The organism is Xenorhabdus entomophaga (genome assembly GCF_037996725.1).
Taxonomy (GTDB): Bacteria; Pseudomonadota; Gammaproteobacteria; order Enterobacterales; family Enterobacteriaceae; genus Xenorhabdus; species Xenorhabdus khoisanae.
Genome location: NZ_JBBMXH010000007.1, coordinates 33,910 through 59,951 on the forward strand (window position 1 = coordinate 33,910; position 26,042 = coordinate 59,951).

A 26,042-nucleotide genomic window follows, 5' to 3' on the forward strand; every position below is an offset into this window, starting at 1 on the left:
CTTATCCTTACATCGTTTGGCTGACAGGAGGTGCTAACAGTGTAATCTGGACGCGTCTGTTTTTGGCCCGATTGCCGGAAGTATTATTTGGAGCGACAGGATCACTGGCACCTTTTCCTTCAACTTTGACTCTTTCAGGATGAATTAAATAACGTTGTAGTTCTCTTTGTACCGATTTGGCTCTGGCCAGCGATAAAGCATAGTTAGATGAGAAACGGGAATAAAGGGTATTAATGGGAATATTATCGGTATATCCGGCGACTAAAATCTCGCCTTTGAAATTATTCATTGCTTCTGCAATATCTTTGATGACATCCAAATAACGATTTTTGATCTGAATTGAATTGCTTGTGAACAAACCGTCTCCTTTTAACGTGATCACGCTTCTGTCAGGCGTGTCTATGACATTTAATAACCCTGCTGAAATGTCGCCTTTCAACACTTCCTTCAGGTTCAGAACAGGTGATGCGGGTGGAGAGACTGGATTACTGACCGTCACGTTGGGTAAATCAATTTGGTATATTTTTGCCAAAACCGGATTGAGTATATCCCCTAACCGCCAATTCAGGCTGATATACAGGAGACACACCAAAAAGCTGAGTAATGCCGCAGAAACCCATATTGGTACAGAAAATCGCCAGGATTTGCCCGGTACTGTGATGGCTTGTACGTTTGATGACAGCTCAGCAGGGGGGTTGCCTCGAATCGAACGTATTAACTGAAACAGGCGTTGTTTCACTGTTTCCAACTGGGTACGGCCGTTATCCATAACACGGTAGCGCCCTTCAAATCCCAGCTGGAGGCAGAAGTTAATGAGTTCCAACAGGAATATATTTTCTTTGGGGTTTTGCGATAATTTAGCCAACAGTTGGAAAAATTTTTCTCCTCCCCAGGTTTCGTTGTGAAAAGTAACGAGTAAACCACTTCCTGACCAAACACTGCGAAGTCCCCAGGGGGTAAGCGCAGCCGCTTCGTCCAATGCCGTGCATAAACAGTAGCGTGCGCCAATGATCACGGCATAGGGCAGCTTGGCATGTTGGCACTCCACCTCAAAACGCCGTATTTCATTGATCAGTTGCTGCCGTAAATCTGTGGGATCAGGGTGAACAATAGAATGCCGAATCTGTGGGATGGTATTCAGCAGTGGATTTGAGGCAGAAACCAATGGGTTATAATTGGCATCACTAGAAAGTATATTATGTTCTGCTTTCTGCTTTTCTTGCATTCTCAGCCCCGTTACCTCGATTTTTCCTGATTACGGACAGCCCAGAACTCTATGTTCAGACCGGGGAACTCACCTGCCAGATGTAGTGCAAAGCCACTGGATTTCTCCATCTGCTTCCATAAGTCTCCCTCTTTTTCCAATTCGAAATAGACATAGCCTGAATGCCAGGGAATTTGTCTGGGTACAGATGGCATGGCGCGCAGCGGAATACCGGGTAATTGCAGTTGTACCAATTCACGTATGCGATCAATGGGGGAAATTTTCATCTGGGCCGGGAAGTTGCTCATCAATATATCATTGGCAACGTCAGCATGGATGGCCAGAATAAAGCTGAACATATGTATCATATTGGAATTCGGTAACGTAGCTATGTTCAAGCCATGAGAATATTCCGTTAATGGTAACTGAATCGCATGTTCTTCCAGAATGATTGATAATCCCTGACGCAGTTGTAACATTAGTTGATTGAAACATTGCGTCAAATTGTCATGGTCATAGCGAGGTAAAACCTCTTCAGGCAGTCGATTCTGGGAATATGTTGCTAATTCAGTAGCAAATTGCAGCCATTCACTGAATAAACGTTCTGGATGCAGCAATGACAGGTTCAGAATATGGCTCACCTGACCGCTATAGCGATTCAAAAGTGACAGTAAGAGAAAATCCATAATTTCAGAGTCATTGTAGCGCCCTAACTGTAATAAACGTTGGCTGATTTGTTGACGGCGCTGTTCCAATAAACCTTGTATATTGTTGATAAACCCTATGATTTGTGGACTTGCACGGCAGTTGAGCAGGGAAGGAATGAAGAGTGAATCAAGATGAAGTTTATTGTCACTTGTTTTATTCACAACATGTACGATGCCCAATGCAGTCCATTCTGGGGTCAAATCAGATTCCAACATTAAACGCAAACGCATTTTCCCGAACTGTATTGTGGCATTGCCGACTGCCATGGCGTTAGCATCATTCACTTCAACTTCAATGCTGACAAAACGTGCCATAGATTCCTTTTGTTCACTGAAAATAACCTCTTCTTTTCCTCGCCGAAAAGTTGGTAAAGCCAATACTACATTGATATTTGTGTCATTTTCAGTAAGTTGCAAAGGAATGGGAGCATGGGCCGCATCGAAATTAAATGGTGTTCCATCAGGAAAAATACCGCTGGCTGAAGAAAGTTTTACTTTACCCTGATTAAGTAGCTCTTGATCTAATTCAAAGGTCAAAAATCCCCAATAGTAAGGTGACTGTGCCATCCCCCAGTCGCGGATATAGGCTTCCAAATGATTTTCAGCCTGCTGGAAATGGTGGGGGCGTAAAAACATACCTTCTGTCCAAATAACTTTTTCTGATCTATTCATTATTTTCTTCAGTTCCTGCTGTACAACTTAAGTTGCATTCTTTGATGAGACTTAAGCCATTGTTAGTGACCTTAACGCACACATGTAGTTCGTCAGGAGAAGAACGCCAGAACTCATAAAAAGAGGGTTTTTCAGGTATGGGAACGGGAAATGAAATACGCCATTTCTTACCGTGCAATTGCTTATATCCAGCAATAATTCCAATGTAATTGGCCTCTGGCAGATTTTTTTCCAATAAATAAAGTTCAGCCTGGAAAGGGCGTATAAAAGATTGATCTTCATTAACCATTTTATCACCTAATGTATCCTGAGCTTTATCTTGCAAAGCAAAGAAATCAGCAGACATAAATTCTTCTTTCGATTTCAATAAAAAAAGATGTATCTTCAATGGCGATGAATTATTGACGTTAGGTGTATTCGTAAAGATTATTTTATAAGGGAGTAATTTTGTTTTTTTTTCTTGCGATGAACAGCCTGCTAAGGTCATAAGAAATATTAACGGGAATATACCCTTAAATAACCATCTGGTTAGGTTAATCTTACCTATTATTTTGATTTTCTTTCTTAGCGAAAAGGATAGGATCATAATGCCCACCAGGATATATCCCAATATAACTTGTAAATACTAAGCGGCACTGATAAGAACTTTTGTCTGACTGGGTACGATACGGGAACCCATCGCATTAGTTGAATTCTGTATGCTGGAACTCGACAAACGTGTTACCGGTGTACCTTTGATCAAGACAGAGTTAGCGCCCATGACATGGCGGGATGGTCCCATTACAGTACCGGAAGCGGCGCCAAGACTGACACCGGGGTTATCTCCGGTTGTCAGGGGAATGGTTGTTGCTAAATTATGTGCCGGGCAGCCCGCCAATAGAATGTTGAGTGCGTTACTGATGGCAGTTGCACCTTGTGCCATATTGGGATAAGCCACTGGCACGGTGTAAAACATGGGTGTTAAACAGACATCGGGAGTCGCCATATCCATTCCACCACTTTGCGTATTGGCAAACATAATCTCTTCTCCTTAGCCGATATGAATTTGTTCAGCATCAATTTTGGTGATAGCTTTGGCTGACACGATTGTGTTTTGAGCATGTAACCGGACATAGTTTTCAGCCTGTATATCCAATTGACCGGCATGAACTTTCTCTGTCTGGGTTGTATGACGAAATAGCCGATTACTCATTTGTGTTACCGTCTGCCAGAGGGATTCAAACTGGTTGCCAACCAAACGCGTGATTGAAACCCATGCAGACAATGATTTTCCACTGTATTGCATTTCATCAATATGGCAGTTTCCGCTGCTGGCCGTGATATTTAACCCATTGCTATGTATATTTAAATTGCCATGGGACGTGATAGTAAGGTCGCCGGGAACGCTGATTTCAGAGAGCGTCTGTTGCTCCTCACGTTCTAATATGGCTAATATCCAGAGCTGATCATCGATTTTTGTAATTAAAACGATATCTCCCAGATTGGGGGCCAATAGGCAACTGGCTGCCCGCCGGCAATGCCAGCCACGGTTATTTTTGCTCTCTGCCATAAAGCTGCCATCCCGGAGAATACAGACGATCTGTCCGGTAATCTGTTGTAATGGTTCGGTCGTCAGAGAGGAGGTAAAGGCATATGAGGAAAGTGCATGAGAATGTTTCGTCATTTTGATTCTCCTGATTAAATCTTATTATGTGGCATATTATTGTGTTGCATACTCCACTCTTCAGCAGCGAATAGCTCAGGATCATTTTCCAATATGCCCTGACGGTCTGAAAATAATGCTCCGTCCTGTTGAGCACGATGAAAAAGTGTTCTCATGAAGTGGGCTGTGCGGAAATCACTGTTGTTGATGTTTGCATAGGAAAGATCGGTATAAGTCATATCGCAACCCGTAAATTGTGAATTCACTGCATGCACTTTGTGCATTATTGCCAATGGGAGCTTACTGTACCGAAAATCGGCAGACTCAAGGCATGCTCCGATAAAAATGGCTTGTTCAAACAGGCTGTTTTTGCAACAGGCCCGGGTTAAATCTGCCTCCATAAATAACGCCTGAGCAGCATTGACGTAGGACAAGAGAGCGTCTTGTAAAACAGAGCCTTTGAAATTGCAGTTAGCCAATATTGCGTGATTGAAATTGACTTTTTCAAGTTGGCTATTTGTGAATTGGCATTCTTTAAATGTCTGCTTGTGGAAATTTTGATTACGTAGATCGCATTCAAAAAAAACAACTTTGGTAAATTCACTGGCAGTAAAATCGACAGTCTGTAAATCCTGACAAAAAAAAGTCACTCTGAATAAATGACCGTGGCTGAGTTTTGTTTGATCCACGGGGGAATCAAGAAATATAACTTGGTCAAAATGACTGTGGCTGAAATCAGCATATTGTAGTGAACAGGATGAAAACTGAGAGTCGTTTAGTTTTGTTGCCGTAAATTGCGTTTTTTTCAAAACAGATTGATTGAAAGTGTTGTTTATCAATGTGCAGTTATTGAAAGTTGTTTGCCCGAAATCGCACTGTTCAAAAATACTTTGTTCAATGACGGCTGAGTCGAAAATAGCGCCTTCTGCCCGGCATTGGGTAAAAACGGACTCTTTTATTACAGCATGAGAAAGATCAGCACCGGAAAAATCGACTTCTCTAAAAATTCCCCCGGATAAATCACGTCCTGTCAGGGATATGTTCTGTAAATTGATCTTTTCAATAACTTCACCCTGTTTAATTTTATCCACTAATTCATCAGCAGTGAGTAAATTCATATCACATCCTTATTCCGTTTGGGCAATGTTTTGATGTGTTTAATGTAAGCATTCTCAATTGAAGTTGAATCGCTGATAATTGACTGGGACATATCAGCACGGAATAGATTAGCTTCCCGTAAATCGGTATTGTTGAAGCTGCATTTCTGCATTAACGTACTCATCAGGTTGGCATTGTTTAATAGGGCGCCCCGAAAATCAGTTCTGATAAATATGCTTTTCATTGCATTGAGATACTGCATATCCGCCGATTGGCAGTTAGCTTCACTCAGGTCACTATTATTTAAGGTTGTGGCATAAAACTTGGCATGAACCAGAGGCATTTGGCGCAAGTTGCATTCCGTCAACGTCGCATGGCTGAAATCAGCCTGATTCAGTTCACTGTCCATGGCAAATGCGCAGGTCAATAAATTCGCTGAGCAAAATTGGCTTCCGTTTGCTTTAGTTTCTACCCATGAACAACTTTCCAGTTCCGCATGGTTGAAAACTGCTTGTGTCAGCTTACATTGAATAAATGAGACTTTATTCAGATGGGCGTGATTGAATTTAAGTGCCGGTAGTTCAAGTTCCATAAAAATGCAGTCTTTCCATTGTGAATATTGGAAGTCGCAATGGGTAATAAAAATATTTTGTAGAAGCAGGCCTGTAAATACAACGTGGTTAAAGCGACAATGATCAAATCGGGTTTCTTGCAGTTGTGTCTCATTAAAGCTTGCAGAAGAAAAATCACTCTGTTCACATTTAGCCAGAGCCAGACTGGCCTTATCCAATTTGGTTCCGCGTAATGAAGCGTTGCAAATTTCTGTTCTGGCAAGAACAGCTTCGCTGAAATTAGCTTCATCTAGCTGACAATGATTTAAACAGGCGCTTTCCAGCAGGGTCTGAGTGAAGTTGGCTCCCCGCAGATCCAGATCTGACAAATCAGCGCCAGTAAAATCCATGCCACTGAAATCTTTTCCTTCCAGCATGATTTTTTGCACGCGTTTCCGAATGATCTGTGACAGGTTACCCGTTAAACGCAGAGCCGGAGCTTGCGTTTGTACTGAGGATAAGTACATTGTATGTATTGATTTTTCCATTTGAGCCAGATCATCATCACTGAGCTGCATTTCGTGTTGCTGCTGGCGTAATGTATCCCTCATTCGATGCAGATTTTCCGGCCCTCTGTGCTGAGGTTTTGTCGTTGAGTCATCAACATCAATTCCTTGCTGTTTAGCCTGAGCGATTGCCTCCGCCTGTTTCAACTCAATTTCAGCCTGTTTTCTGGCGGCATCCTGTTCAGTTTTTTCTACGAATTCGGGTAGTTCATCCAGTCTGGGAAGTGAGATGGGGGCACTTTCAACGTCGAACAGGGTATTAATATCCTGACCATATTCAGCCATCCGCTCTTTTTGTTGCTCGCGCAGACGTTTTTCACGATTCTGAAAATTCTGTTGCAATGGAGAAGGTGAATCATTTTGGGGTTGCTCTGTATCCAGCCACGAGCCGATAATTTCTTCAGGAATAAGATCTTTTTCCCGGAAAGTATATAGCGCCCCTTTTTCCTTATCCATACGTTGCTCAAGAACGTGCAAATAATGACTCTCTGGACGGGGATTATCATTTAATTCCAGTGCAGAGATCATTTGTAAAACATCTTTGGCATCATCTTCATTGATTTCTGCACTGCCATGCCAAATCAGGATCATTTGCTCTAAATGAGGAAAGAACCATATTGTCGTTTTGCGCATGACGACTTCTTCAACAATTTCTTCATCAAGGCGTAACCGTTTTATAAAACAGCGCGCGTTCCATGATGGCAAAATCCCCTCCTGCACCGGTTTTTCTGGATGCATGTTCCAAATACGCCATTGCGCCTGTTCCGGCAGGGCACTATTTTCTGTCCACCATTGATCTTCGGGAGCGGCATTAAATAATCGCCAATCGATATCATGGGAAAATCCGGGGAATTCGTTTTCTAACCATTCCTTATCGTATTGTTTTCCGATGCGGCTAAAACGACGCGACCATGTAAAATCTAACGGGCAAAAACTTGCCGGAGCAGGGAGTTCTTTCTGTGATGTTAATTGCTGTTGTGACATCAAACGGTTATGCAACGCTTCAATATTGGGTAAACGGTGAACCTTCATCCCGTTTTCCTGTTCTTCTGGATTGAAACCGATACCGTGTGGATTCTCTTCATAACTTTTTCCACCAAAAGCCCGGCTCCAATCCAGACGCATCTGTGCAAAAGTATGGGGTTTTGAAGGCTTATCATCGATCCAATAGCGATCACCGAAAGCCGCTAACGTTTTTTCCAACTGCCCGATTTGAATACGTGCAGTACAGGCAGTTTTATCTGTCTGATGGTGTGTGTAGGCATATCCTGTCGCCAAAAATTCAGCACAGGATTTAGGCATAGCTAAGTCAATAATCCCATTGCACGTTTTCAGCTCATTTTCTGCCAATTGCCAAAGCTCGGGTTCTGGACGCAGGCGTGGGGCAGAACCCATATCAGCCAATGCCATCATAGAGATGCCAAGGTGATTTTTTTGCAGCCAGCGATAAGGCCGATAAAGTACACTTAAACGTAGGGGCTTAATGATTTTCATTGAAATACTGACGGATATTTAGTTGTTCGGAAAAAGCACCAGAAATGCTTCAGGATATTATGTGCAATTGGCTATTGACGATATTGCAAGAGGATTTATTAAGTGCAAGTTTTGATTCATCCACTTTCATTTTACTCTTTGAAACTTCTATACTTGTTTTATTCAAAGAGGCTGTTTTTCCAGTGATAGAAATATCGGTTTGTTCAAAACTAACACTGGTTTTGCCATGCCTAAAACCAGTGTTAGAGGAGCCTATTAAAGTTTTACTTATACTTAATGCTGTTACGGCGTAAGAAAAGATTTTAGCTGAGAAAAAAGAAAAGGGCGTGTCAATTTCCACTTTGGTATCACTTTTTATCGTAATGAGGCTGGGGCTTGTGATCGTTGTTTCCCCTGTAATGTTCTGTACCCAATCTCCATTAATTTTTGCGTCTAATTTTCCTTTAAGTTTGTACGTATCTCCTCCATCGATCTCTGTTTTTCGTCCATTATTGATGGTTTCGTGCTGGCCTTTTTTGATAGTCAGTGTATCTTTACCTTCAATAGTCGTTTCATGGTTTGCCTTATAAGTAAAATTAGCATCACCTTTTACGGTATCTTTTTGTTGTTTTTTTATTTCAGTAGTGCGATTTCCATCAATAGTGACTTTTTTATCTTTTTCCACCGAAATATTCATATTTCGTTCTGCGTGTAGATCAAATAATTCTTTATCTGGTTCGTCATCTAAATAGAGATAATTGGCCTGGTCATGTTTACCTCCTTTCGTATTTGACATAATACCTACACGGGTTTGATGTTTGGGCAGATCCCACGGTGGCATATTTTCATTATTATAAGTACTGCCGATGACTAAAGGCTTATCAGGATCACCGTTGACGAAGCTGATAACAACTTCTTCACCCACGCGTGGAACACATACGTTACCATAGCGCCAGCCAGCCCAATAGCTTGCAACGCGTATCCAGCAAGAGCGGGTATCATCATTTTTGTCGTCTCTGTCCCAACGGAATTTCACTTTTATCCGGCCGTATTTGTCAGTCCATATTTTTTTACCCTTAGGGCCTGTGACAACGGCGGTTTCAAGGCCTGTTACTTTTGGCCATGGTGTCACTGCCGAAGGTTTCCAGGGGGTGTTAGCCGGGATAGCATCAAATTGAATGATATTTTTATCTTGACCAGGGGAATATTGAGCCTGATTAGATAGGTAAGGCGCTTCATAAAGAAAGTAGTGTGCACCTGTGATTAGGTAGTCACTGTGGTCATCACCTTTGATATCATTGGGTAGCAGTAGTGTGAAAGTATGTCCCGGCGCTATTCCCAGTACGTTTCCTTTTCCATTAATCAGCTCGCTTTTTGCTTCGGCTGCCTGCTGGAGCACTCGTGCATAAAATTCCCCTTGATCGTGTTCGACATAATGTCCGGGCCAAATGAATATCTCTGTATCATCAAGGGAACTGGCTGGGGTCTGAGTGGCGGTATATAATTTAGCCCGTGGTTTACGGAAGTTGTAGTCATCAATACTATAGGTATTGGGTATAGTGATGCTACTGACATTCCAGTTATAGATATATTCTGAATCTGGTGAGTATTTTTTTGATAAGTTTCCCGCATTGACATATTTAATTGTTTGATATCCCGGCATGGGCTGATGTAACTGGGGGGAATCAATCAGAATCATAGTATGGCTTCCCATAGTATGGTTGAAATAGTAATAAATTCCTTCATGCTCCATCAGTCGATGAATAAAATCGAAATCAGTTTCATTATGTTTAACGCAATATTCCCATGTGCGGTATTTTTCTACGAGTTGATTTTCAAAAATAATGCCTGCTTTATTCAATACTTCTGTAATAATATCGGGTACATTTTTATTTTGCCAAATACTATAGCCAAGTCTTTGTTTTAATTCCCATAATCTGGGTCGTACTGTGGCAGTATATAAATAGAGACCTTCATCATCTTTATAGAATGGAGCATAGGATATCTTTTCTATATAACCATTTAAATATCTTGTCGGTACTGACTTGTTTTTTATTTCTACGGTTAGCATTGTATTATGTAGAGATATCGGATCTGATAATCTCTTTTTACTCAATAGCTGAACTTCAAACTCGTAAGCTTCTGATAATCTTTCTATCCCTACAAGTGATTTGAAATATAAAGATTTTCCAGATAGTGAAGTATGTGCAATAAAATGTCTGCCCATAAAATTTCCTTGCTCGTGTTTATAGCTACCGCATATCCCTTGTGATCCAAGGAATAATACAGTGATTAGGTTGATGTATGGAGGTGGTTTCTCTGACTATGAGTTAAGCATAATGTTTACTATTTGCAATTATTGATGCCTCTTCGTTTATAAACCATATAATTTTATTTTTATTATTTCATGACATGGTTATGTATGTATTTATTAAATAAGATTTTTTAAAATAAAAAGATATCCTCATGGAAAGTGACATCATAAATGAGTTTATTAAATCATGGTATTTGGTGGTATTGATATATAACTATTTAATATTTAAATATTTTATTGAATTCTAGTAACCGAATATAAAAAGTTGTAATCTTCTGCAAAGTGAATGTTTACGATCTTATTAACACGTTTTTCAGCAAAAAATATATTTAGAAATAAATAGTTGACTAAAATTTAAAGTTTATTTTTTTTAATGTGTTTGTCATGTTTTCTGTAAGTAACTATAAATTTATTTTTATGATGTTAAGTGCCTGCACTAAGAAACCTGATGTTCGGTAGAGTGAGACTAACTGGGTGGGGGATGAGCGAAAACGCTGAATAGTCCCTGATTATCAAAACCAAAATAACATCTTGTAAAATCATTTAGTTATATGTAGATTGTTTAAACTCTTTTCAGCTTTGAGATGAATGAAAATCATTTAATATTCAGCTATATTGATCTTATCATCCTAATAGCTTCATACATTTTATGCTCATTTCATAAAAATCAATTTTAGAATAATATCATGAACTTACTCAAATCACTGGCAGCGGTTAGCTCAATGACGATGTTTTCTCGCGTTCTGGGCTTTATTCGTGATGCCATCATTGCCCGTATATTTGGAGCCGGCGTGGCAGCGGATGCTTTTTTTGTTGCTTTCAAGCTTCCTAACTTGTTACGGCGTATTTTTGCCGAGGGTGCTTTTTCACAGGCATTTGTTCCTATTCTTGCTGAATATAAAAATCAGCAGGGTGATGAGGCAACCCGTACATTTATTGCGTATGTGTCGGGAATGTTGACACTAATTTTGGCGATAGTCACGGTGATAGGTGTGATTGCCGCTCCTTGGGTTATTTATGTGACGGCCCCCGGTTTCGCTGATACGCCGGATAAGTTTGTTTTAACCCGTGATCTGCTGAGAATTACCTTTCCCTACATCTTCCTGATATCGTTGGTTTCTTTATCAGGGGCTATCCTCAATACATGGAATCGCTTTTCTGTGCCGGCGTTTGCGCCTACGTTGCTCAATGTCAGTATGATCGTCTTTTCACTGTTTGTGGCACCTTACTGTAATCCGCCTGTGATGGCATTGGGGTGGGCGGTTATTGCTGGTGGTATCTTGCAATTGACCTACCAGCTTCCTCACCTGAAAAAAATCGGCATGCTGGTATTACCCAGAGTTTCTTTCCGTGATAGTGGCGTATGGCGTGTTATCCGCCAGATGGGGCCAGCTATTTTAGGTGTTTCAGTCAGCCAGATTTCATTAATCATCAACACTATTTTTGCTTCATTTCTGGTTTCAGGCTCCGTTTCGTGGATGTATTACGCAGACCGTTTAATGGAATTGCCTTCCGGGGTATTGGGGGTAGCACTGGGGACGATCTTATTGCCTTCATTGGCGAAAAGTTTTTCTAGTGGGAATCATGAAGAATATCGGAAATTAATGGATTGGGGGCTGCGTCTCTGCTTCTTGCTGGCCTTACCTTGTGCGGTGGCGTTGGGTATTCTGGCAGAGCCATTAACGGTATCACTTTTTCAATACGGCAATTTTTCCGCCTTTGATGCAGAAATGACGCAACGGGCATTGATCGCCTATTGTTTTGGTTTAATGGGATTGATTGTGGTTAAAATTCTGGCGCCGGGTTTCTATTCCCGTCAGGATATAAAAACGCCGGTTAAGATTGCAATTGCAACTCTGATCTTAACTCAGTTGATGAATCTGGCTTTTATTGGTCCACTGAAACATGCAGGGCTGGCGCTTTCTATTGGTTTGGCTGCGTGTTTCAATGCAAGTATGCTCTATTGGCAATTGCGCAAGCGTGAGATCTTCAAGCCATTGGCAGGATGGGGCGTATTTCTGCTGAAACTGGCGGTGGCCATTGCGGTAATGGTTGGGGTATTGCTGACAATGTTGTGGTTTATGCCCGCTTGGGAGCAGGGCAATATGGCATTACGTCTGCTACGGTTAATGGGTGTTGTGATTGCCGGGGCGGGTAGTTATTTTGCAGCACTGGCTCTGATGGGATTCAGGTTGAAAGATTTCGCCCATCGTGGATTGCAATAAGTTTTTTCATTTATCATAAATAAGCTAATAAGAAGCCCGTTATTAATGGGTTTTTTAAATTTTATTTGCCATTATGAACTTAGGCTATGCTCTTATTTAAATGGTTTTTAGAGTTTGTTACAGGCAATAAAATTATTAATTTTAAAACTGGCGTAAAACAATTTATTTACGCCAATTTTAAATAAAGTGTTTACATCCGTTCTACTGTCTGGATACCCAAAGTATCAAGACCTTGCTTCAATGTTTTCGCCGTCAGCAGAGCCAATTTCAGGCGGCTTTGGCGCACTTCTTCGCTATCGGCACTCAGGATCGGGCAATGTTCGTAGAAACCAGAGAACAGGCCTGCCAAATCGTACAGATAAGCACACATTACGTGAGGCGTACCTTCGCGGGCAACAGTCATGATGGTTTCTTCGAATTGCAGTAAGCGAGTCGCCAGAGACTGTTCGCGTTCTTCGTTCAGAAGAACCGGTTTTGTCAGGCTGTTTTCATCAATTTCAGCACGTTTGAAGATAGAATTGACGCGGGTATAAGCATACTGCATATAAGGTGCGGTATTGCCTTCAAAGGCAAGCATGTTATCCCAGTCAAATACATAGTCGGTGGTACGGTTTTTGGAGAGATCGGCATATTTTACCGCGCCAATGCCCACCGCTTCGATAACTTTTTTCAGCTCGTCTTCAGGCATATCCGGGTTTTTCTCACGGATCAGCGCTTCCGAGCGTTCAATCGCTTCATCCAGCAAATCAGACAGTTTTACTGTACCGCCTGCACGGGTTTTGAATGGTTTACCGTCTTTACCCAACATCATGCCAAACATGTGGTGTTCAAGCGACATGGATTCCGGGATATAACCTGCCTTGTGTACAATCGTCCAAGCCTGCATCAGATGTTGGTGTTGGCGTGAATCAATGTAGTAAAGAACACGGTCGGCATGCAGAACTTCATGACGGTATTTGGCACAGGCAATATCTGTGGTGGTGTAAAGGTAGCCACCATCCTTTTTCTGGATGATAACGCCCATCGGTTCACCTTCTTTATTTTTGAATTCATCAAGGTAAACCACGATCGCGCCATCACTCTCAACGGCAAGCCCACGCTGTTTTAGATCGGCAACAATGCCCGGCAGCATATCGTTATACAGGCTTTCACCCATAACATCTTTTTCTGTCAGGGTGACGTTAAGGCGGTTATAGGTTTCCTGATTCTGTGACATGGTGATATCAACCAGCTTGCGCCACATTGCACGGCAATATTCATCACCGCCTTGCAGTTTCACGACATAGCCGCGGGCACGAACAGCAAACTCTTCGTCTTCATCGTAAGTTTTCTTCGCTTCACGATAGAAAGCTTCCAAATCCGCCAGCGCCATTTTATCGGCATTCTCATTCTGGACTTTTTCCAGATAGGCAATCAGCATCCCGAATTGGGTTCCCCAGTCACCGAGATGGTTGGCCCGGATAACGTTATGACCCAAAAACTCCAGAGTACGCGCAGCGGCATCGCCAATGATGGTGGAACGGATATGACCGATGTGCATCTGCTTGGCAACATTCGGGGCAGAATAGTCGATAACGATAGTTTGTGGTTCTACTGGCGTAATACCCAGTTTTTCGGCTGTCAGTGCAGTTTCGACATTGGCAGCAACCCACACTTTATCCAGAAAAATATTGATGAAGCCCGGCCCCGCGATTTCAATTTTGCTGGCGATTCCTTGCAGATCCAGCAAACCGACGACTTTTTCTGCCAATTGTCGGGGTGGCATGCCCACTTTTTTAGCTGCCGCCATGACGCCGTTTGCTTGGTAGTCACCAAATTGGGCTTTTGCAGATTGACGAACGTGAGCTTCGCTGTCGGCTGGAGCACCGGCTGCAATCAACGCGTGGCTGATTTTTTCTGAAAGAATGGCCTGAATATTCACCGTGTTACCTTAAGTTACGCACAAAAGCTCCTGCATTGGAATTATGCAAACACTTTCAAGCGTGTGGATTTTAGAAAATAACGGGTTTTATATCATATTCAGCATCCTGCATGCTACCATCAGCCCGCGTTGGTGGTATGACTTTTTGTTTTCAGCTTGTCTTTCAGGCGATTCTTCGCCATTTCTAGGGTAATTGCCGTGTTTTCCACATGGCAGGAAATATTTTTGACGACTTTTTGATGGGTACGAGATGACACACTTTTCAGCAATTTCTGAATTACAGGATTTAGTTTCTGATTTAGGGGCGTTTGAACAAAAATTAATGCAATTTGGTGGGCATCTTGGTTTATCTCTTGAGCAATATTCCGCAGATCATATTTCCCTGCGTTGTCATGAAAGTGTGATAGCAGATCGCTGGCGTCAGGGCTTTCTACAATGTGGTCAGTTGATGTCTGAAAATATCATCAATGGTCGCCCAATTTGTTTGTTTGAATTGGAACAGCCAATTACCGTGCTTGAATGGCAAATTGATTGTGTGGAGCTGCCTTATCCGGGTAAAAAACATTATGTTCACCAAGGCTGGGAACACGTTGAACTTGTTCTGCCTGTAAAGCCAGAGCAACTTATACATGAAGCCTATCAGTTATTACCCCATCCGCTTCCTGACGGTTTTCGCACAAAAGAGAGCCATCCTAAAGGGGAGAAGGAAAGGTTACCAAACCCAACATTAGCGGTAACTGATAGTGAAATCACGATTAAATTCCACCCTTTTTCTATCAAAGACATTATCAAAAGTGAGTACTAGTCAGCAAAAATGACTTTTTTTCATGTAGGTTCAGCAAAAAATTCTAACCTTGTGACTTTCAACAAGCCACTAACGAAAATTAATTGTCATAGTTAATAAATTCATTAATGAAATATTTTGAAAGCATATAATCGGTTTGTTGGCGAATTTATATCCGAGGGGCTTTAAATGATAAAGCTGGAAATTTGCTGTTATAGCATAAGTTGTGCTTTGGTTGCGCAACAAGCAGGTGCTGATCGCATTGAATTATGCGCAAGCCCGTCGGAAGGTGGGGTGACTCCTAGTTTTGGGGCGTTGCGGCAGGCAATGCAGCAGATATCCATTCCTGTGCATCCTATTGTCCGGCCAAGGGGGGGAGACTTTTGCTATAGCAACGGGGACTTTGAAGTCATGAAAAATGATGTGGCCCTTATCCGTGATATGGGGTTCCCCGGCATTGTTTTTGGAGTTTTGAACGAAGAAGGTCATATTGACTGGCTTCGTATGCGGCAACTGATGTCGTTGTCAGGGAATATGGCGGTAACTTTTCATCGTGCTTTTGATATGTGTCTGAATCCATATGCTGCATTACAGCAACTAACTGAGCTGGGTGTGCAGCGCATTTTGACCTCAGGCCAACAGCAAAATGCTGAAATGGGGCTGCCTCTGCTAAAAGAATTAGTCGAAGCCAGCCAAGGGCCGATTATTATGCCGGGAGCGGGTGTCAGAATGAGTAATATCGGTAAGTTTCTGGAAATTGAAACGACGGAAATTCATAGCTCAGCAGGTAAGATGGTGCCTTCTTCTATGAAATATCGAAAGGTTGGTGTGACGATGAATTCAGATGAGCGCGATGTAGATGAATATTCATACTACCGTGTTGATGGTCAGTTAGTTGAATCGATGAAGAATATCATTAGCCTGTTCAAACGAAAAAAATAAAATATTAATTATTTTATGCCAGTTAAAGGTGAAATTTAATTATTAAGGGTATGAACTGCCATAACGGGCAGTTCATACACCAAATGATTATGGCTTACGCGCGATAAGAACAGCCCGTAATGGTGCAGGGTAGCCTTCAATCGTTTTACTGTGATCGCCCGGCTCAAGAAAATCAATCAGGGATTCAGTTTTCATCCATTCTGTCTGACGTTGTTCATCCACTGTTGTAACCGCTTGATCGACAATCCTGACATCTTCAAAACCGCATTTTTCCAGCCAGGCTTTCAGCATCTTGGCTGATGGGATAAAGTAGACATTCCGCATTTGTGCGTAACGTTCACCCGGAATGAGGCATTGGTGTTCATCACCTTCAATGACCAAACTTTCTAAAATAAGCTCACCACCGGAAACCAGTTGGTTTTTCAATTGCCACAAATGATCGAGGGGAGAACGACGGTGATAAAGCACGCCCATTGAAAATACGGTGTCAAAGGCTTTTAATTCGGGTAATTGCTCAATACCCAATGGCAGAAGATGGGCACGTTGATTGTTACCCAGTAATTTTCTGACTGCTTCAAACTGGCAAAGGAAAAGTTGGGTTGGATCAATACCCACAACGAATTGTGCTCCTTCACCCACCATGCGCCACATGTGATAACCGCTGCCACAACCGACATCCAGCACGGTTTTCCCTTCTAAAGGCGAAATATGGGGAAGAACGCGATCCCATTTCCAGTCAGAACGCCATTCGGTATCAATCTCAACGCCATACAGTGAAAAAGGCCCTTTGCGCCACGGCATTAATATTTTAAGAATATTGCGGATGCGCGCCTTTTCACCATCGGGCAATTCGGGTTCATGTGTGGCAATAACACCATTTTTCAGGTTAAGGTGAGAAGGTTGAATCTCAGGCAAATTCTCCAGATTTTTTACCCACGAACTGAACTGACCATGCAGTGATGCTTTTTGCCAATGGTTCAATTGCGCGGGTAAGCATTCCAACCAATGACTCAAGTGATTTTTGGCGATCAATTGATAGAAATTGCCGAAATCGATCATTGGTCAGCTCCCTTTATTGCCAATAGTGAACCAAAATTAAAGCACTGGAACCAGACTTCAACATGCTGGAACCCTGCTTGTTTGAGACGTGATTTATGGGTTTCAACAGAATCTGTCCGCATGACGTTTTCCAGCATACTGCGTTTCTGGCTGATCTCCAGTTCACTGTATCCATTGGCTCGCTTGAAATCGTAGTGCATGTTGAATAATAATTCGCCGATTCGGTCATCTTCAAAATTGAATTTTTCAGAGAGAACCAGAACGCCGCCGGGTTTTAATCCCGCATAAATTTTATCCAGCATTTTCTGACGATCATCAGGATGCAGGAATTGCAATGTGAAATTCAGCACAACCATTGACGCATTTTGAATATCAATATCAAGAATATTTTGTTCGATCACCTCAACGGGGATGATGGCCTTGAAAGAGTTAATATGGCGACGGCAGCGTTCCACCATTGCAGGTGAATTATCGACAGCAATAATACGGCAACCTTCTGTATCACAGTTATCGGCACTGATGGCGCGGCGGATTGATAACGTGGCTGCGCCAAGGGAACAACCGAGATCATAAATTTGACTGTCCGGCGTTACAAAACGTTCTGCCAGCATACCTATCATGGAAATGATATTGGAGTAACCGGGAATGGAGCGTTTCACCATATCAGGAAAGACTTCGGCAACCCGTTCGTCGAAATTCCAGTCGCCTAAATTGGCGATAGGGGCAGAGAACAGGCTGTCCCGTTGATTATGAGGATCTTGATTTGACATAACAGCATTGGTTTTGGAAACAATAATAAGAAGCGGGCATTCTAACAGAATGCGGGAAAAGGCAGAAAGGGATAATCAAGAGAAACCCGCCGGTAGAGATAATTTTTGACTGAATTAGCCGATAGTTTCGCTAATTAATGAGCAAAGTTATCTGACCGTTGCCATCAGTTGTTCCGGCGGTAAGCTCTGTTCCGTTTACATGGCGGAGCGGCTATCGGGTTACTTTCGCTCCCGTGAAAGTAACTCCAATATTGGGTCATAACATCAATATATGGGTTTTATATAGTGAGCCACCTACGATGAGCTATTTACGAATAGAGAGAAAAAATTTGTTCCCAAGGTAGATAGTAAATATTAGTAATAATCATTATCAGCATTGAGATATAGGTTGCCGCCATACCCATACGTCGCCAGCGTACCTCGCGATGACGCAGGCCAAAGTAGTGCAGTAACCTGCCGGAAAGTAACACTAACCCACAAATATGCAGCATCCAGACGGCTGCACCATTCATCTCCATTACGATCAATAACAGCATTGAGATTGGAATGTATTCAACCGCGTTACCATGAACCCGAATGGCTGTTTGTAATTCGTAAAAACCGCCATCGCCATAGGCTATTTTATATTGCGTTCTTAATTTGACTACATCCAGAGACAGCTTAATCAGTAGTAGTGCGCCCAGTATTATATAAAGCGAGCTAACCATTTTTAACTCCATTGCCTAACCAAAAAACGGCCGAATGATGATAAACCCCAAAAAGCAACCTGTCGCTATAAATCATAGTATTTAATAATAAATCCTATGAATGTTATCGGGTAGCAAAAATTGTCTTGATAAGAACGATGTTATAGCCTTATCTCTGGTTAGAATTTCCAGTATAATGGCTATCTTTTTTGACAATTCTTCTCAAAAGAACAATCTTTTTTCGAAAGAACAATGCCAAAATTTCCGCAGCAGAAAGCATAACGAGCTGAGTAAAAGGATATTGTATGCGTACTAATTATTGTGGGCAGTTGAGCCGAGCCCATGAAGGCCAAAAAGTGACTCTTAGTGGATGGGTAAACCGTCGTCGTGATTTGGGTGGTCTGATATTTATTGATATGCGAGATCGCGAAGGTATCGTTCAGGTATTCTTTGATCCGGATCAGAAAGAGGCATTTGCTCAGGCTTCTGAACTGCGTAATGAATTTTGTATCCAAATTACAGGAACGGTACGTGCCCGTCCCGACAGCCAGATCAATAAAGATATGGCGACTGGTGAAGTGGAAGTGTTCGCAGACAGCCTGATGATTTTCAATCGCTCTGAGCCATTGCCACTGGACAGCAACCAGAACAATAGCGAAGAGCAACGTCTGAAGTATCGCTATCTTGACTTGCGCCGCCCTGAAATGTCACAGCGTCTGAAGACGCGCGCAAAAATCACCAGTTTTGTTCGCCGCTTTATGGATGATGCCGGTTTCCTCGATGTGGAAACGCCAATGCTGACCAAAGCAACACCGGAAGGTGCCCGTGACTATCTGGTGCCGAGCCGTGTTCATAAAGGCGAATTTTATGCGTTGCCACAGTCTCCGCAGCTTTTTAAACAATTGCTGATGATGTCAGGTTTCGACCGCTATTACCAGATTGTAAAATGCTTCCGTGATGAAGACCTGCGCGCAGACCGTCAGCCTGAATTTACCCAGATCGACGTTGAAACTTCCTTTATGACCGCTGAGCAAGTTCGCGAAATCATGGAAAAAATGATCCGCGAATTGTGGCTGGATGCACGGGGTGTCGATTTAGGCACTTTCCCAATCATGACTTTCGAAGAAGCCATGCGTCGCTTTGGTTCGGATAAACCAGACCTGCGTAACCCACTGGAGCTGGTGGATGTTGCTGATCTGGTCAAAGACGTGGAGTTTTCCGTTTTTGCCGAGCCGGCAAATAATCCGAAAGGCCGTGTTGCCACGATCTGTGTTCCTGGCGGAGCAGAATTAAGCCGTAAGCAAATTGATGAATACGGTAAATTTGTTGGCATCTATGGTGCGAAAGGTCTGGCATGGATGAAAGTTAACAACCGTGCTGCGGGTTTGGAAGGGGTACAAAGCCCGATTGCCAAATTCCTGTCTGCTGAGGTTGTTGAAGGCCTGCTTTCCCGTACCAATGCGCAGGATGGTGATATTCTGTTCTTTGGCGCTGACAAGAAAAGTGTGGTCACCGATGCAATGGGTGCGTTGCGCCTGAAACTGGGCCGTGACTTGAACATCACCGATTTGGCAAGCTGGAAACCGCTTTGGGTTGTTGATTTCCCAATGTTTGAAGAAAACGGGGAAGGTGGTTTAACGGCAATGCACCATCCATTTACCTCTCCACGCGATATGTCAGCGGCTGAATTGGAAAGTAATCCTGAATCCGCCATCGCAAATGCTTATGACATGGTTATCAATGGCTATGAAGTGGGCGGTGGTTCTGTTCGTATTCACCGTAGTGAAATGCAACAGGTTGTATTCCGCATTCTGGGTATCAATGAAGCGGAACAACAGGAAAAATTCGGCTTCTTATTGAACGCCCTGAAATACGGTACGCCGCCACATGCCGGTCTGGCTTTTGGTTTGGATCGCCTCGTTATGTTATTGACCGATACTGATAATATTCGCGATGTCATTGCATTCCCGAAAACAACAGCAGCGGCATGCCTGATGACTGATGCGCCAAGTCACGCAAACCCGGCATCATTGGAAGAACTGGCAATTTCAGTTGTTAAAAAAGAGAGCGCATAATGGCTTATAAGCACCCTGAATCTGTATTGGTTGTGATTTATGCCGTTAACAGCAAAAGGGTGCTGATGTTACAGCGACGGGATGATCCTGAATTCTGGCAATCCGTAACGGGTAGCCTTGAAGAGGGTGAAAAGCCGCGGGAAGCAGCGTTGCGTGAAGTACAGGAAGAGATAGGCATTGATATTGTCAATGAAGATCTTAATCTGACAGATTGCCAACGCTGTATTTATTATGAGATTTTCTCACATTTGCGATATCGCTATGCTCCGGGTGTGACACGCAATAAAGAACATTGGTTCTCTCTGGCGTTACCTGAGGAGCGGGAAATCCTGTTGACTGAACATTTGGCTTATCACTGGCTGGCAGTTGAAGACGCGGCCAGCCTGACGAAGTCATGGAGCAATCGGCAGGCGATTGAAGAATTTGTTATTTAGTTTACTGTTTTATCGGAGATATTTTCATGGCAGGTCATAGTAAATGGGCCAATACAAAACACCGCAAAGCTGCGCAGGATGCAAAACGCGGTAAGATTTTTACCAAAATTATCCGTGAATTGGTAACGGCTGCACGTTTAGGTGGCGGTGATCTCACTTCTAACCCGCGTTTGCGTGCGGCAGTCGATAAGGCGCTGTCTAACAACATGACTCGCGATACCCTGAACCGTGCGATTGCCCGTGGTGTTGGCAATGATGATTCAGATAACATGGAAACCATCATTTATGAAGGTTACGGCCCGGGTGGTACAGCGGTGATGGTTGAATGCTTAAGTGATAACCGCAACCGTACTGTTTCTGACGTTCGTCATGCTTTCACCAAAACCGGCGGGAACTTGGGTACTGATGGTTCTGTTTCTTATCTGTTCACCAAGAAAGGGGTTATTTCCTACGCGCCGGGCTTGGATGAAGATGCAGTGATGGAAGCGGCGTTGGAAGCAGGTGCTGATGACGTTGAAACTTATGATGATGGCGCAATTGACGTCTATACTACTCCAGAAAGCTTCGGTGATGTTAAAGATGCTCTGGATGCAGCAGGCTTCAAGGCTGATTCTGCTGAAGTCTCCATGATCCCGTCTACCAAAGCGGAACTGGATGCAGAAACGGCACCTAAATTACTTCGTCTGATCGACATGCTTGAAGATTCTGACGACGTTCAGGAAGTTTATCATAATGGTGAAATTTCTGATGAGGTTGCAGCACTGCTGTAATTTTTATTAGGGTTCACAGCGTAGAGAAAGTGTTCCTTATCTTTAGGATATCAGGGCACTTTCTCTAACGTTTTTATCCCCCTGGCACAGGCGGATATTTAGGCGAATAGATAGTTTGATATGGCAATTATCCTAGGTATTGACCCCGGCTCCAGAGTCACGGGGTATGGCGTGATTCGCCAGAATGGACGGCAGCTTATCTATCTCGGTAGCGGTTGTATTCGGACAAAAGTCGATGATTTGCCCACTCGTTTGCAGAGGGTTTATGCCGGAGTTACCGAAATCATCACACAATTCCAGCCCGATGCTTTTGCAATAGAGCAGGTTTTCATGGCAAAAAATGCAGATTCAGCCTTGAAATTGGGGCAAGCGCGCGGTGTAGCAATTGTGGCCGCCGCAAACCAATCCATTCCCGTATTTGAATATGCGGCCCGTCAGGTTAAACAAACGGTAGTAGGTACAGGAGCCGCTGAAAAAAGCCAGATTCAGCACATGGTACGTTCGATGCTGAAATTGTCGGCTGAACCGCAGGCCGACGCCGCCGATGCTCTGGCAATTGCTATTACGCACTGTCATTTCAGTCAAAATTTACTGCGGGTCGGTGATGCACGGTTAAATTTAACGCGAGGGCGTCTGAAATAGTTTGTGCTGGATATACGTCCAGCCTTTTTTGTGCTATAAGCTAGCGGAACAATTTATTTTCATTTTCAGGGGGTAAACAGTGATAGGGCGTTTGAGAGGAACCGTGTTGGAAAAACAGCCACCGTTGGTTTTATTGGAAACCAGCAATGGTGTCGGTTATGAAGTTCATATGCCAATGACCTGTTTTTATGAACTTCCTGAAATTGGCCAGGAAGCCATTTTATTTACACAATTTATTGTGCGTGAAGATGCCCAGTTATTATATGGGTTTAATGATAAACAAGAACGTGCGCTGTTCCGTGAGCTGGTGAAAGTGAATGGTGTCGGGCCTAAACTGGCTCTGGCGATCCTGTCTGGCATGTCTGCCCAGCAATTTGTGGCTGCTATTGAACAGGAATCTATTGCTTCATTGGTCAAGCTGCCGGGAGTCGGCAAAAAAACGGCTGAAAGGCTGGTAGTCGAAATGAAAGATCGCTTTAAAGGGCTGAATGGCGATCTGTTTAATCAGAGTAGTGACATTAATTTGCCTGCCGCTGCCAAACAGGCGAATTCCGATGCTGATATTGAAGCAGAAGCTGTGGCCGCACTGGTTTCTTTGGGATATAAACCACAGGAAGCCAGCCGAATGGTAAGCAAAGTCGCAAAACCGGGCGCAGATTGTGAAACTCTTATTCGAGAAGCGCTTCGTGCGGCTCTGTAATTTTAGGAGTTAAGTAATGATTGAAGCTGATCGCCTGGTTTCGGCAGAAGTTCTGCAAGATGATGAAGCCATTGACCGCGCCATTCGCCCCAAGTTTTTGTCTGAATATGTCGGGCAACCCCATGTTTGTGAACAGATGGAAATTTTTATTCAGGCTGCGCGGCAGCGTGGTGATGCACTGGATCACCTGCTGATTTTTGGCCCTCCCGGATTGGGTAAAACCACGTTGGCAAATATTGTTGCGAATGAAATGGGGGTTAATCTTCGCACAACATCGGGGCCAGTGCTGGAAAAGGCAGGCGATCTTGCCGCCATGCTGACTAACCTCGAACCTCATGATGTGTTGTTCATTGATGAAATTCACCGTTTATCACCCGTTGTAGAAGAAATTCTTTATCCTGCAATGGAAGATTATCAACTGGATATCATGATTGGCGAGGGGCCTGCCGCTCGCTCAATCAAGATTGATCTCCCTCCCTTTACACTGGTTGGCGCTACCACTCGCGCGGGTTCTCTGACCTCACCACTGCGTGATCGATTCGGGATTGTGCAACGCCTTGAATTTTATAACGTCGATGATTTGCAGAGCATCGTTTCCCGCAGTGCTCGCTATATGGGGTTAGGTATCTCGGATGATGGTGCAAGACAAATCGCGATGCGTTCCCGTGGTACTCCCCGCATTACAAACCGCCTGCTGCGTCGCGTGCGTGATTTTGCTCAAGTGAAAGGCGATGGTTCAGTGAATGGAGTCATTGCCGCTAAAGCCCTTGATATGCTGAGTGTGGATTCAGCCGGGTTTGATTACCTTGATCGCAAATTACTGGTTGCCATTATTGATAAATTTATGGGTGGCCCGGTAGGGGTGGATAACTTAGCGGCAGCAATTGGTGAAGAACGAGAAACGATAGAAGACGTACTGGAACCTTTTCTGATCCAACAAGGGTTTATTCAACGAACGCCACGCGGAAGAATTGCGACTAATCATGCCTATCGGCATTTTGGATTGAGCAAAGAAAGCGAATAATAATCATTCTAATATATCCGTTCAGGTTAATCATTAAGGGCCGGAACTTAGCATCAATTAGCATTGATATGTAAGCCAATAAGAGTGCTTATACATTGAAATAATTATTGAAATATTGTCTGAACTGAAAGCAGTGTTTAAGGATGGATTAAAACAATGCTTTCAGTTGGTATTAAGAAAAATCAAAGAAAGGCGGAGGTAAATATCAACTTCTCGCCTTAGACGTTAAACTCAACGTAAATAACATCGCGGCACAAAGTACAACCGAAGGCCCTGCGGGGGTGTTATAAAATGCCGACAAAGTTAATCCGCCTGTGACAGAAAGCATCCCGACAATTATTGCAAAAACGGCCATTTGCTCTGGCGTACGGGAAAACCGACGGGCAGTCGCGGCAGGAATAATCAGCAGAGAAGTGATAATTAACGCACCGACAAATTTCATCGCTAATCCGATGGTTAATGCTGTTACTAACATCAACAGGACACGCAGACGCTGAATTTTAATGCCGTCAACAAAGGCCAGATCCTGGCTGACTGTCATTGATAGCAGGGCACGCCATTGCCATGCCAGCAATCCGGCAACAATCACGACACCAGCCGCAATCAACCAGAGATCTTCATAAGTCACAGACAGAAGATCGCCAAATAAATAAGCCATCATATCGACTCGTACACTGGTCATAAAGCTGACGACGACTAAACCTAGTGAGAGCGAACTGTGAGCCAGAATACCCAGTAATGTATCAACGGCTAATTGAGGCCGTTTTTCTAACCAAACTAAAATAATGGCTAATAGGAGTGTAACCGCAATAACGGCATAAAATGGATTGACATTCAGTAAGAAACCAAATGCAACCCCGAGCAGCGATGCGTGGGCCAATGTGTCACCAAAATAGGACATTCTGCGCCAAACGACAAAAGAGCCGAGAGGGCCTGCGGCAATTGCCAATAACATTCCGGCTAGCCAGCCTGGAAGTAATAATTCAATCATCGACGTGGTTCTCCACCATTTTTAAAAATCGCTTTTCCTTTCAAATCATGATGATGATTATGGTGATGACGGTAAACCGCCAGTTGTTCCGCACCATGGCGACCAAACATTGCGATAAATTCAGGATGCATTGATACAACTTCCGGTGTGCCAGAACAGCAAATATGTTGATTAAGGCATAAAACTTCGTCTGTTTTCGCCATTACCAAGTGCAGGTCATGGGATACCATAAGTACAGCGCAATTCAGTTCTGTTCTGATTTGATTGATTAAATCGTAAAGTGCCAATTGACCATTGACATCAACGCCCTGTGTCGGTTCATCAAGCACCAAAAGTTGGGGGTGATTGAGTAAGGCTCTGGCAAGTAATACTCGCTGAGTTTCTCCACCTGACAACTTTTGCATAGGTTGATCCAATAAATGGGCAGCGTTGACCCGATTTAATATTGGCATGATGTCTGCTGATTTCACGTTGGGCTTTAGCATCATGAAGCGCTTAACAGTCAGAGGCAATGTAGGGTCAAGGTTAAGCTTCTGTGGAACATAACCAATTTTTAACGCCGGACTCTGTTTAATCGTGCCTGAAGAGGGTTGAACTAAACCAAGGACAACACGAACCAGAGTTGATTTTCCCGCGCCGTTCGGGCCAATGAGCGTCAGAATTTTTCCTTGTTTGAGATTGAAGGAAATATTATTCAGCACCTTGCGGTGACCAAATTCAACCGTAATATTTTTTAGGGTGATCATATTCAGAGTGATCATAGTTGGCATGTTAAAAGTCTTGCAGAATCAT

Annotated in this window: 24 protein-coding genes and 1 pseudogene; 10 read left to right on the top strand and 15 right to left on the bottom strand. The window is 43.2% G+C overall.

Going from position 1 to position 26,042, the window contains the following annotated elements; genetic code table 11:
* Positions 1-7: 7 nt before the first annotated feature.
* The 8 genes from AAC854_RS02410 to AAC854_RS02445 are packed head-to-tail and all read right to left on the bottom strand — an operon-like array spanning position 8 to position 10,140.
* The gene (locus AAC854_RS02410) at positions 8-1,225 is read right to left on the bottom strand and encodes a DotU family type VI secretion system protein (RefSeq protein WP_340615739.1); all 1,218 of its coding nucleotides are present in this window, start codon (positions 1,223-1,225) and stop codon (positions 8-10) included.
* An 11-nt stretch (positions 1,226-1,236) separates the two neighbouring features.
* A complete protein-coding gene (gene tssK, locus AAC854_RS02415) occupies positions 1,237-2,583 on the bottom strand; it encodes a type VI secretion system baseplate subunit TssK (RefSeq protein WP_340615740.1) in 1,347 nt (448 codons plus the stop codon).
* Positions 2,576-3,169, bottom strand: coding sequence for a type VI secretion system lipoprotein TssJ (gene tssJ, locus AAC854_RS02420; protein ID WP_340615741.1), 594 nt, complete (start codon positions 3,167-3,169; stop codon positions 2,576-2,578). The genes tssK and tssJ overlap by 8 nt, the downstream gene beginning before the upstream one ends.
* Before the next feature lie 39 nt (positions 3,170-3,208).
* Positions 3,209-3,601, bottom strand: coding sequence for a DUF4150 domain-containing protein (locus AAC854_RS02425; protein ID WP_340615742.1), 393 nt, complete (start codon positions 3,599-3,601; stop codon positions 3,209-3,211).
* 12 nt (positions 3,602-3,613) lie between these two features.
* Positions 3,614-4,246: a DUF3540 domain-containing protein gene (locus AAC854_RS02430; RefSeq protein WP_340615743.1), complete on the bottom strand. Its 633-nt coding sequence runs from the start codon at positions 4,244-4,246 to the stop codon at positions 3,614-3,616.
* Between the two features lie 14 nt (positions 4,247-4,260).
* On the bottom strand, positions 4,261-5,343 hold the full coding sequence (locus AAC854_RS02435; protein WP_340615744.1) for a pentapeptide repeat-containing protein: 1,083 nt from the start codon (positions 5,341-5,343) through the stop codon (positions 4,261-4,263).
* On the bottom strand, positions 5,340-7,934 hold the full coding sequence (locus AAC854_RS02440) for a DUF2169 domain-containing protein (RefSeq protein ID WP_340615745.1): 2,595 nt from the start codon (positions 7,932-7,934) through the stop codon (positions 5,340-5,342). The genes AAC854_RS02435 and AAC854_RS02440 overlap by 4 nt, the downstream gene beginning before the upstream one ends.
* A 49-nt stretch (positions 7,935-7,983) precedes the next feature.
* Positions 7,984-10,140 (bottom strand): type VI secretion system Vgr family protein, encoded by a 2,157-nt coding sequence (locus tag AAC854_RS02445; protein ID WP_340615746.1) that lies wholly within the window; start codon positions 10,138-10,140, stop codon positions 7,984-7,986.
* Positions 10,141-10,913: 773 nt separating this feature from the next.
* Between AAC854_RS02445 and murJ the strand changes: the two genes are divergently transcribed.
* On the top strand, positions 10,914-12,452 hold the full coding sequence (gene murJ, locus AAC854_RS02450) for a murein biosynthesis integral membrane protein MurJ (protein WP_340615747.1): 1,539 nt from the start codon (positions 10,914-10,916) through the stop codon (positions 12,450-12,452).
* 190 nt (positions 12,453-12,642) lie between these two features.
* Here murJ and argS read toward each other — a convergent pair whose 3' ends face one another.
* Together argS and AAC854_RS02460 are read right to left on the bottom strand one after the other, a co-directional pair.
* Complete coding sequence (gene argS, locus AAC854_RS02455; RefSeq protein WP_340615748.1) at positions 12,643-14,373, bottom strand: arginine--tRNA ligase; 1,731 nt, start codon at positions 14,371-14,373, stop codon at positions 12,643-12,645.
* A gap of 119 nt (positions 14,374-14,492) precedes the next feature.
* Entirely contained in the window at positions 14,493-14,630 is a 138-nt protein-coding gene (locus AAC854_RS02460; protein WP_161796585.1) for a hypothetical protein, read from the bottom strand.
* Here AAC854_RS02460 and AAC854_RS02465 point away from each other — a divergent pair.
* Positions 14,624-15,178, top strand: coding sequence for a VOC family protein (locus AAC854_RS02465; protein WP_340615749.1), 555 nt, complete (start codon positions 14,624-14,626; stop codon positions 15,176-15,178). The two genes, AAC854_RS02460 and AAC854_RS02465, sit on opposite strands and share 7 nt — an antisense overlap.
* A 168-nt stretch (positions 15,179-15,346) precedes the next feature.
* Positions 15,347-16,099 carry a copper homeostasis protein CutC gene (cutC, locus tag AAC854_RS02470; RefSeq protein WP_340615750.1) on the top strand — a complete coding sequence of 251 codons (753 nt, stop codon included), beginning with the start codon at positions 15,347-15,349 and terminating at the stop codon, positions 16,097-16,099.
* A gap of 87 nt (positions 16,100-16,186) precedes the next feature.
* Here the strand turns inward: cutC and cmoB are convergent, their stop codons facing one another.
* Positions 16,187-17,158, bottom strand: a complete 972-nt coding sequence (cmoB, locus tag AAC854_RS02475) for a tRNA 5-methoxyuridine(34)/uridine 5-oxyacetic acid(34) synthase CmoB (protein WP_340615751.1) — start codon at positions 17,156-17,158, stop codon at positions 16,187-16,189.
* Entirely contained in the window at positions 17,155-17,928 is a 774-nt protein-coding gene (cmoA, locus tag AAC854_RS02480; protein ID WP_340615752.1) for a carboxy-S-adenosyl-L-methionine synthase CmoA, read from the bottom strand. Before cmoA ends, cmoB begins: the two co-directional genes overlap by 4 nt.
* 136 nt (positions 17,929-18,064) lie before the next feature.
* On the opposite strand from cmoA, the pseudogene AAC854_RS02485 reads away from it, so the two are divergent.
* A pseudogene (locus AAC854_RS02485) lies at positions 18,065-18,190 on the top strand (RapZ C-terminal domain-containing protein); the annotation flags it as partial.
* A gap of 46 nt (positions 18,191-18,236) precedes the next feature.
* On the opposite strand, the gene AAC854_RS02490 reads toward AAC854_RS02485, so the two are convergent.
* A complete protein-coding gene (locus tag AAC854_RS02490) occupies positions 18,237-18,635 on the bottom strand; it encodes an MAPEG family protein (protein WP_340615753.1) in 399 nt (132 codons plus the stop codon).
* A gap of 284 nt (positions 18,636-18,919) precedes the next feature.
* On the opposite strand from AAC854_RS02490, the gene aspS reads away from it, so the two are divergent.
* The 6 genes from aspS (at position 18,920) to ruvB (ending at position 24,259) form a co-directional block, all read left to right on the top strand.
* Positions 18,920-20,689 carry an aspartate--tRNA ligase gene (gene aspS / locus AAC854_RS02495; RefSeq protein WP_340615754.1) on the top strand — a complete coding sequence of 590 codons (1,770 nt, stop codon included), beginning with the start codon at positions 18,920-18,922 and terminating at the stop codon, positions 20,687-20,689.
* Positions 20,689-21,123, top strand: a complete 435-nt coding sequence (gene nudB / locus AAC854_RS02500) for a dihydroneopterin triphosphate diphosphatase (RefSeq protein WP_340615755.1) — start codon at positions 20,689-20,691, stop codon at positions 21,121-21,123. The genes aspS and nudB overlap by 1 nt, the downstream gene beginning before the upstream one ends.
* A gap of 26 nt (positions 21,124-21,149) precedes the next feature.
* On the top strand, positions 21,150-21,893 hold the full coding sequence (locus tag AAC854_RS02505) for a YebC/PmpR family DNA-binding transcriptional regulator (protein WP_047964988.1): 744 nt from the start codon (positions 21,150-21,152) through the stop codon (positions 21,891-21,893).
* Positions 21,894-22,013: 120 nt separating this feature from the next.
* Positions 22,014-22,535, top strand: coding sequence for a crossover junction endodeoxyribonuclease RuvC (ruvC, locus tag AAC854_RS02510; protein WP_047964989.1), 522 nt, complete (start codon positions 22,014-22,016; stop codon positions 22,533-22,535).
* Positions 22,536-22,614: 79 nt separating this feature from the next.
* Positions 22,615-23,235 (top strand): Holliday junction branch migration protein RuvA, encoded by a 621-nt coding sequence (ruvA, locus tag AAC854_RS02515; RefSeq protein WP_340615756.1) that lies wholly within the window; start codon positions 22,615-22,617, stop codon positions 23,233-23,235.
* Between the two features lie 16 nt (positions 23,236-23,251).
* Positions 23,252-24,259, top strand: coding sequence for a Holliday junction branch migration DNA helicase RuvB (gene ruvB, locus AAC854_RS02520; protein WP_340615757.1), 1,008 nt, complete (start codon positions 23,252-23,254; stop codon positions 24,257-24,259).
* A gap of 205 nt (positions 24,260-24,464) precedes the next feature.
* Here ruvB and znuB read toward each other — a convergent pair whose 3' ends face one another.
* Together znuB and znuC are read right to left on the bottom strand one after the other, a co-directional pair.
* Positions 24,465-25,250 (bottom strand): zinc ABC transporter permease subunit ZnuB, encoded by a 786-nt coding sequence (gene znuB / locus AAC854_RS02525; RefSeq protein ID WP_340615758.1) that lies wholly within the window; start codon positions 25,248-25,250, stop codon positions 24,465-24,467.
* The gene (znuC, locus tag AAC854_RS02530; RefSeq protein ID WP_340615759.1) at positions 25,247-26,020 is read right to left on the bottom strand and encodes a zinc ABC transporter ATP-binding protein ZnuC; all 774 of its coding nucleotides are present in this window, start codon (positions 26,018-26,020) and stop codon (positions 25,247-25,249) included. The genes znuB and znuC overlap by 4 nt, the downstream gene beginning before the upstream one ends.
* Positions 26,021-26,042 lie beyond the last annotated feature (22 nt).